Here is a 16,738-nt window from a genome sequence, read left to right on the forward strand (position 1 = left end):
CGATGCAGTTCGGCCGTACCTACGAAGAGTTCGAAGTCGGTGCCGTCTACAAGCACTGGCCCGGAAAGACGGTCACCGAGTACGACGACCACCTCTTCTGTCTGCTGACGATGAACCACCATCCGCTGCACATGGATGTGAACTACGCCGAGAACACGACGGATTTCGGCAAGAACGTCGTCGTCGGCAACTACATCTACTCGCTGCTGCTCGGCATGTCCGTGCCGGACGTCTCCGGCAAGGCGATCGCCAACCTGGAGATCGAGTCGCTGCGGCACGTGGCGCCGACCTTCCACGGCGACACCATCTACGGCGAGACCACGGTCCTCGACAAGACCCCGTCGAAGTCGAAGAACGACCGCGGCATCGTCTACGTCGAGACCAAGGGCTACAAGCAGGACGGCACCCTCGTCTGCGTCTTCCGCCGCAAGGTGATGGTCCCCACCGAGACGTACATCAAGGAGCGCGGCGGCGAGCAGCCCGGCCGCCCCGAGCTCAAGGAACAGGGGAAGTAGTCATGGCGCGACTCGCCCAGACCCACGGTCTGACCGATGTCCAGCAGGAGATCCTCGCCACCGTCCGGGACTTCGTCGACAAGGAGATCATCCCGGTCGCGACGGAGCTGGAGCACCGCGACGAGTACCCGCAGCAGATCGTCGACGGGCTCAAGGAGCTCGGCGTCTTCGGCCTGATGATCCCCGAGGAGTACGGGGGCCTGGGCGAGTCGCTGCTCACCTACGCGCTGTGCGTGGAGGAGATCGCCCGCGGCTGGATGTCGGTCTCCGGCATCATCAACACCCACTTCATCGTGGCGTACATGCTGAAGCAGCACGGCACCCAGGAGCAGAAGGAGTACTTCCTTCCGCGGATGGCGGCCGGCGAGACGCGCGGCGCCTTCTCGATGTCGGAGCCGGGCCTCGGCTCGGACGTGTCGGCGATCACGTCGAAGGCGGTCAGGGACGGCGACGAGTACGTCCTCAACGGCCAGAAGATGTGGCTGACGAACGGCGGCACGTCAACGCTGGTGGCCGTTCTCGTCCGAAGTGACGAAGGACACCCCGAGGGCACGGCCCCCCACAAGTCGATGACGACCTTCCTCGTCGAGAAGGAGCCCGGCTTCGGAGAGGTCCGCCCCGGCCTCACCATCCCCGGCAAGATCGACAAGATGGGTTACAAGGGCGTCGACACGACCGAGCTCATCATGGACGGACTGCGCATTCCGGCCAATCGTGTACTCGGCGGGGTCACCGGCCGAGGGTTTTACCAAATGATGGACGGAGTCGAGGTCGGCCGCGTGAACGTGGCGGCCCGTGGTTGCGGCGTCGCTCAGCGTGCTTTCGAACTGGGCGTCCAGTATGCCCAGCAGCGTCACACTTTCGGCAAGGCGATCGCCCAGCACCAGGCGATCCAGTTCAAGCTGGCCGAAATGGCTACCAAGGTCGAGGCCGCCCATGCCATGATGGTGAACGCAGCACGCAAAAAGGACTCCGGGGAACGAAACGACCTCGAAGCAGGGATGGCGAAGTACCTCGCCTCCGAATACTGCAAGGAGGTCGTCGAGGACGCCTTCCGGATCCACGGTGGATACGGGTTCTCGAAGGAGTACGAGATCGAGCGCCTCTACCGGGAAGCTCCGATGCTGCTCATCGGTGAAGGTACCGCCGAGATCCAGAAAATGATCATTGGTCGTCGGCTGCTCGAGGAGTACCGATTCCAGGGTTGATTGTCGCTTTTGAGCCGGTTCGGCCGCGAAGAAGATCACACCCTGTGTTCGTCTTCCGGCCGCCGACTCGGTTCCTGGCTTGCCCAGTTGCGCCCCGCAACCGATAGCATCGCCGGAAAGCCGCCGTCCCCCGTTGCCAGTGCGGCATCATCCGCTACGAAGGTCATCCATGCCCGACAGTCGAACCTCTGCACATCGCGACAGCCTCAAGGGCGTACGCATCGCACGCGGAGCATCGCCGTGGCTTCTGCCGACCGTGGCCACCGCGGCGCTCAGCCTCGCGCGCTCCCGCAAGTCGAGGCGTGCCGCGGCCATCGCCGTGCCGACCACCGCTCTCGCGGCCGGCATGCTGTGGTTCTTCCGCGACCCCGAGCGCGAGATCGCTCAGGGCCGGGTCATCTCCCCCGCCGACGGTGTGGTGCAGAGCATCATGCCGTGGAAGGACGGGCGCACCCGGGTCGCCATCTTCATGAGCCCGCTGAACGTCCACGTCAACCGCGCGCCGCTGGCCGGCACGGTGACGTCCGTGGAGCACGTCCCCGGCGGGTTCGTGCCGGCGTTCAACAAGGAGAGCGAGAACAACGAGCGCGTTGTCTGGCACTTCGACACCGAGCTCGGTGACATCGAGATGGTCCAGATCGCGGGCGCCGTCGCCCGGCGGATCGTGCCGTACATCCCTCAGGGGACGAAGGTCGAGCAGGGTGACCGCATCGGTCTGATCCGATTCGGCTCGCGCGTCGACATCTACCTCCCCGAGGGCGTCGAGGTCGCGGTCGAGGTCGGCCAGGTCACCACCGCGGGGGTGACTCGCATTGACCGTGATTGATCCCGACACACGGGCCGCCGACTGGGTCGCCGACGCGGAGGCGGAGGCGGAGGACGCCGAGGAGATGCCGCTGTCGCTGAGGCTGTCCATAGCGGACGCCCTCACGCTCGGTAACGCCACGTGCGGCTTCATGGCGGTGTACTTCACCACCACGGGCATCCTCATCCCGCACCTCACCGGCAGCAGCGAGACCGGCATGGCGCGCAACAGCGCCGCCACCGCCGTGATCCTGATGCTGGCCGCGGCGATCTTCGACCTCTTCGACGGCATCGTGGCGCGCAAGCTCCGCAGCTCGCCGATGGGCGCCGAGCTCGACAACCTGTCGGACCTGATCAGCTTCGGTCTGGCCCCGGCCTACTTCGTGCTCGTGTACGGAATGGTCGCGGACGACGCACAGCAGAAGGTCTCGGCCGTGGCCGCGATCGTGGTGCTGCTCGCCGTGGTGCTGAGGCTCGCGAGATTCTCGTGCGTGACCATGAAGGACGGCATGTTCCAGGGCATGCCGAGCCCCTTCGGCGCGCTGACGGTCGTCTCGATCGTGCTGCTCGAGCTGCCCTTCATCCCGACGCTGCTCGCGATCATCGGAGTGGCGTGGCTGATGGTCAGCCGGGTCGAGTACCCGAAGCCGCGGGGTGTCCTCGCGGTGGCGATGCTCAGCTGGATCGTCGGTGCGATGGCCATGCTGGCGGCCTGGGCGTTCGACGCGCCGGGCGGGGCGTTCCTGCTCCAGACCGGCTGCGCGCTGCAGGTGGTGATGGGCGCCGTGATCCCCCTCTTCGCGACGGCCCGCCGAGTGAACACCTTCCGCGGCAACCGGCGTGAGAGCCGGGAGGCGCGGGCGGCGCAGCTGCCGTAGCGGACGGCGTACGGAAGGGCCCGGGAGGCGAATCGTCTCCCGGGCCCTTCCGCATGCCCTGGGGCGTGGCCGGAAAGGAGCACCGTCTGCCCGGAGGGCAGGGCTCGTGGCGTCCGGTGCGCCGCGTCCGCTCCGCTCGCTCCGTCCCGGCTCCCGGCTCCCGGCTCCCGGCTCCCTGCTCCCTGCTCCCTGCTTCCTGCTTCGGACGGTGCCAAGGGTGGTGGGGGCGCCGCGAGCCGGGCGGGACCTTCCGGACCCGCCCTAGCCGAGGCGCTTGTAGTAGAGCGTGGTGGACCGGAGGGTGCCGGCCGGGTCGGCGGCGAAGTCCGGGATCGTCCCGGCGGCGGTCCAGCCCGCTCCCCGGTAGAGGCGCTCGGCCGGGCTGCCGGTCTGGGTGTCCAGGACCAGCAGCGTGAGGCCCGTGGCGGCGGCGTGCGCCTCGGCCGTGGCCAGCAGCCGCTGCCCGAGGCCCCGGCCGCGGGCAGAGCTGTGGACGAGGAGCCGGGCGATCTCCCCGCGGTGCCGGCCGTTGGCCGTGCCGGTGCGGACGAGGGTGACGACGCCGGTCAGCCGCCCGTCGGGGGCGCGGGCGGCCCAGACGTCCCGTACGCCCCGCGCGGCCTCCTCGGCGACGCCCGACCACCAGGCGGCCGCCTCGGCGGCTTCCAGGGGCGCCAGGAAGCCGACGGAGGCCCCGCCGTCGACGGCGTCGACGAGGAGCGCGGCGAGCCCGGCCGGGGCGTGGGCCCGTACGGCGTCGGGGTCGAGGCGCTCGATGAGGTCGAGCCGCCGCTCCAGGCAGAGGAGGTCGGGACGGTCGTCCCAGGAGGCGACGGTCCCGAAGCCGAGGCTCCGGTAGAGGGCGAGCGGCTCCTCCCGCCAGTTCCAGACCGTGAGGCGTACGGCGGGGGCGCCGGCGGCCGCCGCCCGGCGCAGGGCCTCGGCCATGAGCGCCTTCGCGACCCCCTTCCTACGGGCCTCGGGCGCGACCCAGAGCCGCTTGATCTCGGGCGCGCGGCCCTCCCGCGGCGCCTTGAGGACCACGCAACCGGCCGGCTCGTCGGCGCCGGGCGGGGTGGCGAGCAGGACGGTGTCGGCGGCGAACGCGGCGGCCGGGTCCTCGGCCTCGGCGCGGTACACGGCCGGAAGCTCGGCGGCGGTCGCCACGGCCGTCCCCTTCTCGGCCTGGTTGACCAGGTGGTAGGCGGCCAGGAGGTCGGGCAGGCGGGGGTGGGAGCGGTTCTCCTCGATGCGTGCGGTCATGGACCGAGCTTCACATCCGCGTGTTTCCCGAAGATGACGGTCTTCTGGGGCGGGGCCCATGCGGGTACTGGGGGCGGGCGCGACGGGCGCCGCCGGTCGTCAGGTGCCGCCCCGCCCGCGCGGGCCGCGCGTCCGCCCGTGCGGGCCCGCGGGGGGGCGGTGCCCCCGCCCACCCGCCGTGTGGGCAATCGTCCCGCTGGGGCGAGGGGGTCTCCCCCCTGCTCGAGCGGAGCCGAGAGCTTGGGGGAGGGTGGGCACACGGGACGGCGCCCTCAGTGGCGCCTCCGCGTTCCGCGCCTTGCCCCGCACCGACAGCACACTGTGCACGGGGTGCGGGTCCAGGCGCGTGAGCCTCGGGTGCCGGCAAGGGGCGCCGTTCCGTTGTGCCCACCCGTTCCGACCCGGCGGAACAACTGCCCACAACGGGCGGGGCGCCGTTCCGGCGGAGTGGGGCCCGTGGCGGGGGCTACGGGAGGAAGTCGTGGGCGATGTCGGAGGCGACCATTTCCAGCAGCGGCCCCGCGTTCGCGATGCACTTCGCCGTGTCCGGTTCCAGGTCCGTGAGCGGGTACGCGCGTCGGATGCCGGCCGCGCCCAGGGCCTCGGGCGGAAGGGCGAGGCGGCCGCAGACCGCGACGACCTCCTTGCCCGCGGCACGGGCCGCGGCGGCGACCCCGGCCGGGGCCTTGCCGTGGAGGGTCTGCTCGTCGAGGGAGCCCTCGCCGGTGATGACGAGGGTGGCGCGCTCCAGGGCGGGGGCGAAGCCGAGGACCTCCAGCATCAGCTCGATGCCGGGCCGGAAGCTCGCGCCGAGGATGAGCGCGCCGTACCCGATGCCGCCCGCGCCGCCCGCGCCGGGCGCGACGGCGGCCTCGGCGGCCCGGGAGCCGATGGCCTTCTCCAGGACGGTGGCGAAGTGCGCGAGGGCCGCGTCCAGCACCCGGACGTCGTCCGGGGTCGCGCCCTTCTGCGGGCCGTAGACGGCGGGGGCGCCCTTGGGGCCGGTGAGCGGGTTGTCGACGTCGCTCGCGAGGATCAGGTCGACCGAGGCGAAGCGGGGGTCGAGGCCGCTGAGGTCGGCCGTGGCGAGGTCGGCGAGGGGTGCGCCGCCGGGGCCGACGGGCTCGCCGTCCGCGTCGAGGAACCGGGCGCCGAGCGCGGCGAGCATGCCGGCGCCGCCGTCGGTGGTGGCGCTGCCGCCGACGCCGAAGACGAGGGTGGTCGCGCCCGCGTCCAGGGCGGCGCGGAGCAGCTCTCCGGAGCCGTACGTGGTCGCCGTGAGGGGGGCGAACACACCGGGCGGGAGCAGCTGGAGGCCCGAGGCCTCCGCCATCTCGACGACCGCGGTGGTGCCGCGCAGCGCGAACGCCGCGGTGACCGGCTCGCCGAGCGGGCCCGTCACGCGGACCTCGCGCCGCTCGAAGCCGGCCGCGACGGCCGCCGCGACGGTGCCGTCGCCGCCGTCCGCCACGGGGAGCGTCTCCACCGTGAGCTCCGGGACGACCCGTCGCAGTCCTGCTGTGACCCGCTCCGCGACCTGCACGGCCGTGAGCGAGCCCTTGAACTTGTCGGCCGCCACGAGCACGTGAGCGACCTGAGTTGCTGCCCCGTCCGTCACCTTGCATCCCTTGCTTTCGAACGTGCAGTCGCGCCGAGGCAGACCCTATCCGTACGGCCAGACGGCGTGCCACCCCCTGATAAGGCGATATTCCGCACCATAGTGGGGTCACATGAGCACGGAAAAGATCGTTCCTGACGGCAGGCCCGACGGCGGGGTCATCGGGATCGGGGTCGCGGCCGTGGTGGCGGTCGTCGGCTGGGCGGCGCTGGGCGAGGACTCGTTCGACGGCGCGTCCTCCTCCGCCCTGTCGTGGGTGCTGTCGGATTTCGCCTGGCTCTTCGTGGTCGCGGCGGACACCTTCCTGGTGCTGTGCGTGGTGATCGCCCTGAGCCGCTTCGGCCGGATCAGGCTGGGCGCGGACGACTCGGAGCCGGAGTTCACGAACCTGGCGTGGATCGCGATGATGTTCAGCGCCGGGATGGGCATCGGCCTGATGTTCTACGGGGTCGGGGAGCCGCTGACGCACTTCCTGACCCCTCCCCCGGCGACCGGGGTCCCGGCGGGGACGGGCGCGGCGGCCCGGACGGCCCTGGAGTACTCGTTCTTCCACTGGACGCTGACCCCGTGGGCGATCTACGGGATCGCGGGCCTCGCGCTGGCGTACGCGGGCTTCCGCAAGGGGCGGGGGAACCGGCTGAGCTCCGCCTTCGTGCCGCTGCTGGGGGCGCGCCGGGCGGATTCCTGGCCGGGCAGGGCGATCGACCTCCTCGCGGTGTTCGCGACGGTGTTCGGCACGGCGACGAGCCTGGGTCTCGGCGCACTCCAGGTCGCCGAGGGACTGAACCTGACGACGGGCGTGGAGAACTCCACGACCACGCAGCTGATCGTGATCGTGGCGCTGTCGGCGGCGTTCGTGCTGTCGGCGTTCTCCGGTCTCCACAAGGGCGTGAAGTGGCTGTCCACGCTGAACGTCGTGCTCGCGGCCTGTCTGATGCTCTTCGTGTTCCTGCTCGGTCCGACCGTCTACGTCCTGGACGCCCTCCCGGCCTCCGTCGGCGGCTATCTGCACCAGCTGCTGCCGATGGCCAGCCGTACGGGCGCGTTCACCGACCGCGACTGGCTGGGCGCGTGGACGATCTTCTACTGGGCGTGGTGGCTGTCCTGGGCGCCGTTCGTCGGCACCTTCATCGCCAGGATCTCGCGCGGCCGGACGATCCGGGAGTTCCTGGTGGGGGTGCTGCTGGTGCCGTCGGGGGCGACGGTGGTGTGGTTCTGCGTGATGGGCGGGACCGCGATCCGGCTGGAGTCGACGGGCGCGGCGGACCTGGCGACGGCGGTGCAGGACGGCGCGGAGGCCTCGCTGTTCGCGATGCTGGAGGCGCTGCCGGCCGGGACGGTGACGTCGGTGATCGCGATGCTCCTGGTGATGACGTACTTCATCACGAGCGCGGACTCGGCCTCGCTGGTGATGGGTTCGCTGACGAGCCGCGGTTCGCTGCATCCGCCGACCTGGCTCGTGGTGACCTGGGGCGTCCTGATGGCCGCGGTGGCGGCGGTGCTGCTGGTGGCGGGCGGTCTGAACTCGCTGCAGACGGCGACGATCCTGGTGGCCCTGCCGTTCGTGGTCGTGATGCTGGTGCTGTGCTTCGCGCTCCTGAAGGAGCTGCGGGAGGACCCGGGGGCGGGCCCGGCCCGGCACCCCGCCCTGCACGGGCTGCGGGACGCGGTGCGGACCCTGGTCGGGGAGGCGATGACCGAGCGGGCCGGCGGCCCCCGCCACGGCGGGCCCCCGGAGGCGCCGAAGGTCCGCACCGGCGCGGAGCCCCCCGACGGCGGGGGCTGAGGCCCCGGCGCGCGCCCGGCCGCCGGATTCGGTACACCGGAGGTATGGGGTTCACGGACGGGGAGCTCAAGGACCGGATCCTGGGCGGCTGGACGGGCCGGATCGCCGGGAACATGCTCGGCAAGCCCGTGGAGCAGGGGGAGCACTGGACCCGGGAGCGCATCGACGCGTATCTGCGGCTGACCGGGGCGCTCCCGCTGACGGACTACCTCCCTCCCCCGCCGCCCGGGGCGGAGGGCTTCGAGCTGCGGCCCGAGTGGGAGCGGTGCGTGCGGGGCGGGATCGACGGCAGCTGCCGGGACGACGACGTCGACTGGTCGGTCCTGGGACTGCACCTCCTGGAGACGTACGGCTTCGCGTTCACCACCGAGCAGGTCGGCGAGGAGTGGCTGCTGCGGATGCCGTACCTGCAGACGTTCACGGCGGAGCGGGTCGCCTACCGGAACCTCACCGCCGGGCTGCGGCCGCCGCTGACGGCCACGTACGACAATCCGTACCAGGAGTGGATCGGGGCGCTGATCCGGGCCGACGTCCACGGCTGGACCTGTCCGGGCGACCCGCGCCGGGCCGCCTCGCTCGCCCGCCGGGACGCGGTCCTCTCGCACACCGGGAACGGCGTGTACGGGGCGATGTGGGCGGCGGCGCTGATCGCGGCGGCCTTCACCGCGCCGGACCTGCGGTCGGCCCTGGAGACGAGTCTGGAGCGGGTGCCGGCGAGCAGCCGGCTCGCCCGGACCGTACGGGGCACGATCGCGCTGTACGAGTCGGGCCTCGGCTGGTCGGAGGCGCTCACCGAGCTCGCGGAGCGGACGGCGGGCCTCGGCTGGATCCACACCGTCCCGAACGCGGCCGTCCTGACGGCCGGACTCCTTTACGGCGAAGGGGACTTCACCCGGACGATCGCGCTGACCGTCCGCGGCGGCCTGGACACCGACTCCAACGGGGCGACGGCGGGTTCGGTGGCCGGGGTCCGCTGCGGCGCGGCCGCGATCCCGCCCCAGTGGTCGGAGCCCTTGCGGGACCGGGTGCGCAGCGCCGTCTTCGGCTTCGACGGCATCGGCATCGGCGAACTGGCGGAACGGACGGTGCGGCTGGCCGAGCGGACGGGGTGAGGGGAGGCTTGGGGTCCGCGGGCCGTTCGAGGGACGACAGGGCGGCCGCGAAGAGCAGCAGAGCACCGACGACCGGGACGAGGTCGCCGTCGAGGACCCAGGAGCATGCGGCGCTCCGGTCGGAGATCTCCGGCACCTCAGCCCTGCGGGGGTTCCGGCGGGACGATCTCGCCCGTGTTCCGCGGTTCGTCCCGGCCGGCGACCCGGGCCTCGGTGCGGTGGCCGCGGGCGATGTAGTCGCGGACCACCGCCTCCACGGCGTCCTGGGGGTTGCCGATGCCCGCCAGGACCATGACCTCCACGACGAGTTCGGCGTCGAGCCCGATGTTCACCTTGGTCATGGCGGGAACCTAACACCGGGAAACCCTCTCGCGTGAGCGGTTCGGTGGTGCCTAGGGTCGCCGCATGACGATGGTCGCGATCTTCACCGGTGCCGGTATCTCCACGGACTCGGGCATCCCCGACTACCGGGGCCCGAACGGCGTGTGGCGGCAGGACCCCGAGGCCGAGCGGCTCGTGACGTACGGGCCGTACATGGCCGATCCGGAGATCCGCCGCCGCTCGTGGCGGATGCGGCTCGAAGGTCCGGTCCTGGACGCCGAGCCGAACGCGGCGCACCGCGCGATCGCCGCGTACGAGCGGACGAGCGGCAACGCGCTGCGGGTGATCACGCAGAACGTGGACGGGCTGCACCAGGCGGCCGGGGTGTCCGGACGGAAGGTCCTCGAACTCCACGGCTCGGCACGGTCGGTGGTGTGCACGGCCTGCCACGCGCGGTCGTCGATGGCGGAGGCGCTCGACCGGGTGCGGGCCGGTGAGGACGACCCGGCGTGCCGGGCGTGCGGCGGGATCCTGAAGGCCGCGACGGTGATGTTCGGGCAGCGGCTCGATCCGGTGGTGCTCGGCACGGCCATGTCGATCGCCAAGGCCACCGAGGTGTTCGTCGTGGTCGGCAGCAGTCTCCAGGTGAATCCGGCGGCCTCCCTCGCGGGGATCGCGGCCGAGCACGGCGCCCGGCTGATCATCGTGAACGCCGAGCCCACCCCGTACGATTCCGTCGCCGACGAGGTCGTGCGCGAGCCGATCGGCACGGCGCTGCCCGCACTGCTCGACCGGCTCGCCTAGAACAGGGCGTCGGGTTCCGCCGCACCCGATTCGAAGGCGAGCAGCCGCTGCTTGCGGTCCAGGCCGCCGCCGTAGCCGGTGAGACCGCCGCCCGCCCCGATCACCCGGTGGCAGGGGACGATGATGCCCACGGGGTTCTTGCCGTTGGCGAGCCCGACGGCGCGGGAGGCGCCGGGGTTGCCGAGTTCCCCGGCGAGTTCGCCGTACGTCCGGGTCTCCCCGTACGGGATGCGGAGGAGCTGCTCCCAGACCCGGAGTTGGAACGGGGTGCCGACCAGGTTCAGAGGCAGGTCGAACTCGGTCAGTTCGCCCGCGAAGTACGCGTCGAGCTGGCGGACCGCCTCGCCGAAGGGCCGCGGGTCCGGTTCGCCGAAGGTCTCCTCCGGCGGGCGGTGGCGCTGGCCGGTCATGTGGAGGCGGCTGAGGACGCCGTCGACGGCGACGAGGGTCAGCGGGTCGTAGGGACTGTCCACGACGGTGTGCTGGATGACGGGCATGGGACGGGATCCTTCACGCGGCGGAGGGAGAGGTGCCGGTCGGGTGGCCGGCTACGCGGGCAGGTGGTTGACCGGGTGGTCGTCGGTCGCCCAGAGGTACTGGACGGCGTAGGCGCGCCAGGGGCGCCAGTGCGCGGCGCGGGCGGTGAGCGCGGCCGGGGTGCCGGGCAGGCCGAGCCCCTCGGCCGCGCGGCGGACGCCGAGGTCGCCGGGGAGGAAGGCGTCGGGGTCTCCGAGGGCCCGCATGGCGATGATCTCGGTGGTCCAGGGCCCGAAGCCGGGCAGGGCGAGCAGCCGGGCGCGGGCCTCCTCCCGGTCGTCGGCGGGGCCGAGCGGGAGCGAACCGTCGGCGAGGGCCCGGACGAGGGTGAGGAGGGTGGTGCGGCGGCTGCGCGGCAGGGCGAGGCTCTCGGGGTCGAGGGCGGCGAGCGCCCCGGGGTCCGGGAAGAGGTGGGTCAGACCGCCCTCGGGGTCCTCGATCGGGACGCCGTGCGCGGTGACCAGGCGGGCGGCGTGGGTGCGGGCGGCGGCGGTGGAGACCTGCTGGCCGAGGACGGCCCGTACGGCGAACTCGGCGGGGTCGACGGTCCCGGGGACGCGGCGGCCGGGTGCTTTGTCGACGAGCGGGGCGAGCAGCGGATCGGTGCGGAGCCGTTCGTCGACGGCGACGGGGTCGGCGTCCAGGTCGAGGAGCCGGCGGCAGCGGCTGATCGCGTGGGTGAGGTCGCGCGGGTCGGTGAGGAAGAGGCGACAGGCGATGTGGTCGGCGCGCGGGGCGAGGGCGACGATGCCGTGTCCGTACGGGAGGCTCAGCGTCCGCCGGTAGGCGCCGTCGCGCCATTCCTCCACGCCGGGGACGGCGGTCGCGGCGAGGTGGCCGAAGAGGTTGGAGGGTTCGAGGGGGGCGCGGAACGGCAGCCGGAGGCCGATGACTCCGGGGGTCGTGGTCGCCCGGACCGGCGACCGGCGGGCCGCGCGGGCGCGGAGCTCGCCGGGGGTGAGGGCGAAGACCTCGCGGACGGTGTCGTTGAAGGTGCGGATGGAGGAGAAGCCGGCCGCGAAGGCGATCTCGCCGAAGGCCATCGCGGTGGTCTCGATGAGCAGTCGGGCGGTCTGGGCGCGCTGGGCGCGGGCCAGGGCGAGCGGTCCGGCGCCCAGTTCGGCGAGGAGCTGGCGTTCGATCTGGCGGGTGGACCAGCCGAGCCGCCGGGCCAGGCCGGGGACGCCTTCGCGGTCGACGACGCCGTCCTGGATGAGGCGTACGGCGCGGGCGACGGCGTCGGCCCGGACGTTCCACTGGGGCGAGCCGGGGCTGGTGTCGGGCCGGCACCGCTTGCAGGCCCGGTAGCCGGCGCGCTGGCAGGAGGCGGCGCTGGGGTGGAACTCCATGTTCTCGGGCTTGGGCGGGACGGCCGGGCAGCTGGGCCGGCAGTAGATCCGGGTGGTGCGGACGGCGGTGAAGAACACGCCGTCGAAGCGCGCCTCCTTGGACTGGACGGCCCGCACGCAGCGCTCGGTGTCGGTGTGCATGGTTCCAGGATCGGGGACGGACGGCCCGCGGGCTGGCGAGAAAACGACATGGACGTCCGCCCCCTCCCGGTTCCTCAGACCGTGGCCGTCCGGTAGTGGGTGGTCAGCCGGCCGTCCTCGCCGAGGACGTGGAAGGCGAGCGCCGGCGGCAGGTCGAGGCGGACGTGGGGGTTCTCGGCGCCGGCGTTCTCCCAGGGCAGCCGGAGGGCGGAGACGACCCCGGGCGCGACGAGCAGCGGGCGGCCGGCGAAGGTCGTGGCGGCCGCCGTGTGGGCGTGGCCCACGAGGAAGGCCGTCAGGTGGGGGTGGCGGTCGGCGAGCGCGGCGAGCCGTTCCTCGCCGAACTGCCGGATCCCGTCCACGTGCGGGGTGTGCAGCGGGACCGGCGGGTGGTGGAAGGCGACCAGGACGGGCACCTCGCGGGGGGGTCCCGGCGAGGACGCCGTCGAGCCACTCGATCGTCTCGTCCTCCAGGAGGCCCCGGTCCTCGCCGGGCACCGAGGAGTCGCAGAGGGCGATGACGAAACCCTCGCCGCGGAGCGCCTGGTCGACGGGCGCGTCGGGGCGTGCCGCCGTCTCCTCCGGGAGGAGGCCCTTGCGGAAGGCGGCGCGGTCGTCGTGGTTGCCGGGGCAGACGAGCAGCGGGTGACGGGAGGTCAGCGGCTCCCGCGCCACCGCGTACTCGTCCGGGGTGGCGCGGTCGGCGACGTCGCCGGTGACGAGGACGGCCGCCAGGTCGTACGGCAGTTCCTCCAGGTAGCGCAGGACGGCGCGGGTCCGGTCCGCGCTGTGCTGCTCGTCGTCGATGTGGACGTCGCTGACGTGGGCGATGACGATCATGCGGCTCGGGTCTCCGTGGGCGCGTGTGAACGGGCGTTCACACGCGACCGCAAGGTGATCACGACCGGGCCGGAAAAGGCCGCTTCGGGACGGGTGGACCGCTTCCGGGAGCGGTGGGCCGGCTCGGGGCCGGTGGACCGCTTCCGGGAGCCGCGGATCGGTTCAGAGCCGGCGGACCGACCGCCCTCCGGGCCGGCTACTCGAACCGGGCGGTGTCCCCCGCGCCGCGGCGGACGATCTCGGGCTCGCCGCTGGAGAAGTCGATGACGGTGGTGGGTTCGGTGCCGCACTCGCCCGAGTCGAGGACCGCGTCCACCTGGTGGTCGAGCCGCTCCTTGATCTCCCAGCCCTGGGTCAGCGGTTCGGCCTCGTCGGGAAGGAGCAGGGTGCTGGAGAGCAGCGGCTCGCCGAGTTCGGCGAGGAGGGCCTGGGTGACGACGTGGTCGGGGATGCGGACGCCGACCGTCTTCTTCTTGGGGTGCAGCAGCTGGCGGGGCACCTCCTTGGTGCCCGGCAGGATGAAGGTGTACGCGCCGGGGGTGGACGCCTTGACCGCGCGGAAGACGTCGTTGTCGATGTGCACGAGCTGGCCCAGCTGGGCGAAGTTCGCGCACATCAGCGTGAAGTGGTGCCGGTCGTCGAGGTCGCGGATGGCGCGGATCCGGCTGATGCCGTCACGGCTGCCGATGCGGCTGCCCAGCGCGTAGCAGGAGTCGGTCGGGTACGCGACGAGCGCCCCGTTCCGGATGGAGTCGGCCACCGCACCGATGGTGCGGGGCTGGGGGTTGTCGGGGTGCACGTCGAAGTACTTGGCCATGGGGGCCAGTCTATTTTCGCAGGCTCCGCCATACGGCCTTCGCCGCGTTGTGCCCGGACATGCCGTGCACGCCGGGGCCGGGCGGGGTCGCGGAGGAGCAGAGGAAGACCGCCGGGTGCGGGGTGGCGTAGGGGCGGAGGGAGAGCGTGGGGCGCAGCAGGAGCTGGAGGCCGCGGGCGGCGCCGCAGGCGATGTCGCCGCCGATGTAGTTGGCGTTGCGCTCGGCGAGTTCGGGCGGGCCGGCGGTGGCGCGGGCCAGGACGCGGTCGCGGAAGCCGGGGGCGAAGCGCTCGATCTGACGCTCGATCGCCTCGGTGAGGTCGCCGCGCCAGCCGTTCGGCACGTGGCCGTAGGCCCAGAAGACGTGCTTGCCCTCGGGGGCGCGGGAGGGGTCGACGAGGCTCGGCTGGGCGGTGATGAGGAAGGGTGCGCCGGGGGCGGTGCCCGAGGAGGCCTCGCGCAGGGCGGTGCCGATCTCGCCGGCGGTGGGGCCGACCTGGACGGTGCCGGCGCGGCGGGGCTCCTCGGCGGTCCAGGGCACGGGTCCGTCGAGCGCGTAGTCGATCTTGAAGGCGCTGGCGCCGTACTTGTAGTGGTCGTAGTGCCCGCCGAAGCCGGCGATCCGGGCCAGGGCCGTGGGCGAGGTGTCGAAGACGTAGGCGCGGGCCGGCGGCAGGTCGTCGAGCCGCTTGACCTCGAAGTCGGTGTGGACGGCGCCGCCGAGGTCCTTGAGGTACGCGGCGAGGGCGTCGGAGATCGACTGCGAGCCGCCCCGGGGCATCGGCCAGCCGCCCGCGTGCGCGGCGAGCGCGAAGACCAGGCCGACGGCGCCGGTGGCGATGCCGTCCAGCGGGGCGATGACATGACCGACGAGCCCGGCGAGAAGCGCGCGGGCCTTCTCGTCCCGGAACCTCCGCATCAGCCAGGTGGACGGCGGCAGTCCGGCGAGGCCGAAGCGGGCGAGGGTGACCGGATCGCGGGGCAGGGCGGTGAGCGGCAGCTGCATGAAGTCGCTCGCCAGCGTGTCCCACTTGCCGAGGAAGGGGGCGACGAGCCGGCGGTACGTCCCGGCGTCGCGCGGTCCGAAGGAGGCGGCGGTCTCGGCGACGGAGCGGGCGAGGACGGCGGCGGTGCCGTCGTCCCAGGGGTGGGCCATGGGCAGTTCGGGGTGGAGCCACTCCAGGCCGTAGCGGTCGAGCGGCATCGTCTTGAAGACGGGCGAGCCGGCGCCGAGCGGGTGCACGGCGGAGCACGGGTCGTGGCGGAAGCCGGGAAGGGTGAGCTCTTCGGTCCTGGCGCCGCCGCCGACGGTGGACTTGGCCTCGAAGACGGCCACGGACAGGCCGCGCCGGGCCAGTTCGACGGCGGCCGTCAGTCCGTTGGGTCCCGCCCCCACGACGACGGCATCGAGCATCGACGTCTCGTTCGTCACCTTCGGGCTCCTTCGTCAGCCGATGGCCAGGGCTCCCAGGATAGGCGGGTGGGAAAGCGCGTCTCACCCGCCCCCGAGGAGCGTCCGGATCCGCTCGGCGGTCGCCGCGTCCCGGGCCGTGGTGAACGGCAGGGCGTTGCCCCCGGCGAGGCGGAACGGCTCCCCCGCGATCGTCGTGGTCGCGCCGCCCGCCTCGGCGACCAGGAGGAGTCCGGCGGCGTGGTCCCAGGCGTACTCCCAGGAGAACGCGGTGGCGTCGAGCTCCCCGCGCGCCACCGCGAGGTACTCGAGACCGGCCGAGCCGCAGGGGCGGGGACGGACGCCCTCGACGACCAGGCCGAGCAGGGCCCGCTTCTGGTCCGGGGTGGTGTAGTCGGGGTGCGAGGTGGCGACCTCGAGGGCCGCGCCGGGCGCCGGCGAACCGGACCGTATCTCCTGCCCGTCGAGCGTGGCGCCGCGCCCGCGCACGGCGACGGCGAACTGCTCCAGGGCCGGCGCGAAGGTCCAGGAGGCGAGGACCTCGCCGTGCCGGGCGAGGGCGACGAGGGTGCAGAAGGCCGGGTCGCCGTGGACGAACTGGCGGGTTCCGTCGACGGGGTCGACGATCCAGACGGGGGCGTCGCCGCGCAGCGCCTCGTACACGGTGGGGTCGGCGTGGACGGCCTCCTCTCCGACGACCACGGAGCCGGGCAGCAGGGCCGTGAGGGACGCGGTGAGGTGGGCCTCGGCGGCCCGGTCGGCGACGGTGACCAGGTCGTGCGGCCCGTTCTTCTCGACGATGTCGTCGGCGGCGAGCTGCCGGAAGCGCGGCATGATCTCGGCGGCGGCAGCCTTGCGGACGGCCTCCTCGACCTCGGCCGTGCGGCCGTCGAGGACCTGCTCAAGGAAGTCTTCGATCATGCGTCCAGCTAAGCACGGGCCGCTGACAACCGGAATGCCGCACATGTCACCCTCCGTTTCCCCGGGGAGCACCCCGTGGCCGAATGCGTTCCGTACCGTCAGGGCCGACCGGACGGCGCGCAGGAGACGACCGCCCGCGGCGTGACGGCGGCCGCCGGGTCGATGCCGGTCCCGCCCGCCTCGGTCCCGCCCGCCTCGGTCCCGAGCCCGAGGCGGCCGTCGGCCGGACGCCGACGAGCGGACCGTACGGCGGGACGAGCGCGCCGGCTCGACCGGGCCCGGGCCCGTCTCCCATGGAGAGCCTCCACCGCGAACAGACCGCCGTCGCCCGGACGTTCGTGGCGCTGCTCGTCCCGTCCTGAGGCATCGGCCTTCTCCTGGTGCTCCCGCGGGAGCACCCGTGCCTCGTCCGC

General features: G+C 72.9%; 15 protein-coding genes and 1 pseudogene. 7 read left to right on the forward strand and 9 right to left on the reverse strand.

The window, feature by feature from the left end; genetic code table 11:
* The first annotated feature begins 2 nt into the window (after positions 1 to 2).
* From K7G60_RS19475 to pssA, 4 genes are all read left to right on the forward strand, one after another.
* Positions 3 to 515 carry a MaoC family dehydratase gene (locus K7G60_RS19475; protein ID WP_015656728.1) on the forward strand — a complete coding sequence of 171 codons (513 nt, stop codon included), beginning with the start codon at positions 3 to 5 and terminating at the stop codon, positions 513 to 515.
* A gap of 2 nt (positions 516 to 517) precedes the next feature.
* Complete coding sequence (locus tag K7G60_RS19480; protein ID WP_225802216.1) at positions 518 to 1,723, forward strand: acyl-CoA dehydrogenase family protein; 1,206 nt, start codon at positions 518 to 520, stop codon at positions 1,721 to 1,723.
* A 169-nt stretch (positions 1,724 to 1,892) separates the two neighbouring features.
* The gene (locus K7G60_RS19485) at positions 1,893 to 2,549 is read left to right on the forward strand and encodes a phosphatidylserine decarboxylase (RefSeq protein ID WP_225802217.1); all 657 of its coding nucleotides are present in this window, start codon (positions 1,893 to 1,895) and stop codon (positions 2,547 to 2,549) included.
* Positions 2,542 to 3,405: a CDP-diacylglycerol--serine O-phosphatidyltransferase gene (gene pssA, locus K7G60_RS19490; protein WP_225802250.1), complete on the forward strand. Its 864-nt coding sequence runs from the start codon at positions 2,542 to 2,544 to the stop codon at positions 3,403 to 3,405. Before K7G60_RS19485 ends, pssA begins: the two co-directional genes overlap by 8 nt.
* 261 nt (positions 3,406 to 3,666) lie before the next feature.
* Here the strand turns inward: pssA and K7G60_RS39430 are convergent, their stop codons facing one another.
* Complete coding sequence (locus K7G60_RS39430) at positions 3,667 to 4,668, reverse strand: GNAT family N-acetyltransferase (RefSeq protein ID WP_374115653.1); 1,002 nt, start codon at positions 4,666 to 4,668, stop codon at positions 3,667 to 3,669.
* A gap of 466 nt (positions 4,669 to 5,134) precedes the next feature.
* The gene (locus K7G60_RS19505; protein WP_225802252.1) at positions 5,135 to 6,253 is read right to left on the reverse strand and encodes a glycerate kinase; all 1,119 of its coding nucleotides are present in this window, start codon (positions 6,251 to 6,253) and stop codon (positions 5,135 to 5,137) included.
* A 145-nt stretch (positions 6,254 to 6,398) separates the two neighbouring features.
* On the opposite strand from K7G60_RS19505, the gene K7G60_RS19510 reads away from it, so the two are divergent.
* Positions 6,399 to 8,072, forward strand: coding sequence for a BCCT family transporter (locus K7G60_RS19510; protein ID WP_225802218.1), 1,674 nt, complete (start codon positions 6,399 to 6,401; stop codon positions 8,070 to 8,072).
* Between the two features lie 44 nt (positions 8,073 to 8,116).
* Positions 8,117 to 9,184 (forward strand): ADP-ribosylglycohydrolase family protein, encoded by a 1,068-nt coding sequence (locus K7G60_RS19515; RefSeq protein WP_225802219.1) that lies wholly within the window; start codon positions 8,117 to 8,119, stop codon positions 9,182 to 9,184.
* Positions 9,185 to 9,321: 137 nt separating this feature from the next.
* Here K7G60_RS19515 and K7G60_RS19520 read toward each other — a convergent pair whose 3' ends face one another.
* Entirely contained in the window at positions 9,322 to 9,525 is a 204-nt protein-coding gene (locus K7G60_RS19520; protein ID WP_225802220.1) for a type II toxin-antitoxin system VapB family antitoxin, read from the reverse strand.
* 64 nt (positions 9,526 to 9,589) lie between these two features.
* Here K7G60_RS19520 and K7G60_RS19525 point away from each other — a divergent pair, with 64 nt between their 5' ends.
* Entirely contained in the window at positions 9,590 to 10,309 is a 720-nt protein-coding gene (locus tag K7G60_RS19525; RefSeq protein ID WP_225802221.1) for a Sir2 family NAD-dependent protein deacetylase, read from the forward strand.
* Here the strand turns inward: K7G60_RS19525 and K7G60_RS19530 are convergent.
* From K7G60_RS19530 to K7G60_RS19555, 6 genes and pseudogenes are all read right to left on the reverse strand, one after another.
* Complete coding sequence (locus K7G60_RS19530; protein WP_225802222.1) at positions 10,306 to 10,806, reverse strand: methylated-DNA--[protein]-cysteine S-methyltransferase; 501 nt, start codon at positions 10,804 to 10,806, stop codon at positions 10,306 to 10,308. The genes K7G60_RS19525 and K7G60_RS19530 overlap by 4 nt on opposite strands.
* 51 nt (positions 10,807 to 10,857) lie before the next feature.
* Complete coding sequence (locus tag K7G60_RS19535) at positions 10,858 to 12,336, reverse strand: AlkA N-terminal domain-containing protein (protein ID WP_225802223.1); 1,479 nt, start codon at positions 12,334 to 12,336, stop codon at positions 10,858 to 10,860.
* Between the two features lie 74 nt (positions 12,337 to 12,410).
* A pseudogene (locus tag K7G60_RS19540) lies at positions 12,411 to 13,176 on the reverse strand (metallophosphoesterase).
* Positions 13,177 to 13,372: 196 nt separating this feature from the next.
* Positions 13,373 to 13,993, reverse strand: a complete 621-nt coding sequence (locus tag K7G60_RS19545; protein WP_225802224.1) for an L-threonylcarbamoyladenylate synthase — start codon at positions 13,991 to 13,993, stop codon at positions 13,373 to 13,375.
* Between the two features lie 10 nt (positions 13,994 to 14,003).
* Positions 14,004 to 15,407: an NAD(P)/FAD-dependent oxidoreductase gene (locus K7G60_RS19550; protein WP_225802253.1), complete on the reverse strand. Its 1,404-nt coding sequence runs from the start codon at positions 15,405 to 15,407 to the stop codon at positions 14,004 to 14,006.
* Positions 15,408 to 15,488: 81 nt separating this feature from the next.
* A complete protein-coding gene (locus K7G60_RS19555; protein WP_225802225.1) occupies positions 15,489 to 16,325 on the reverse strand; it encodes an inositol monophosphatase family protein in 837 nt (278 codons plus the stop codon).
* Between the last annotated feature and the right edge of the window lie 413 nt (positions 16,326 to 16,738).

This window comes from Streptomyces sp. NK15101 (genome assembly GCF_020400725.1).
GTDB lineage: Bacteria > Actinomycetota > Actinomycetes > Streptomycetales > Streptomycetaceae > Streptomyces.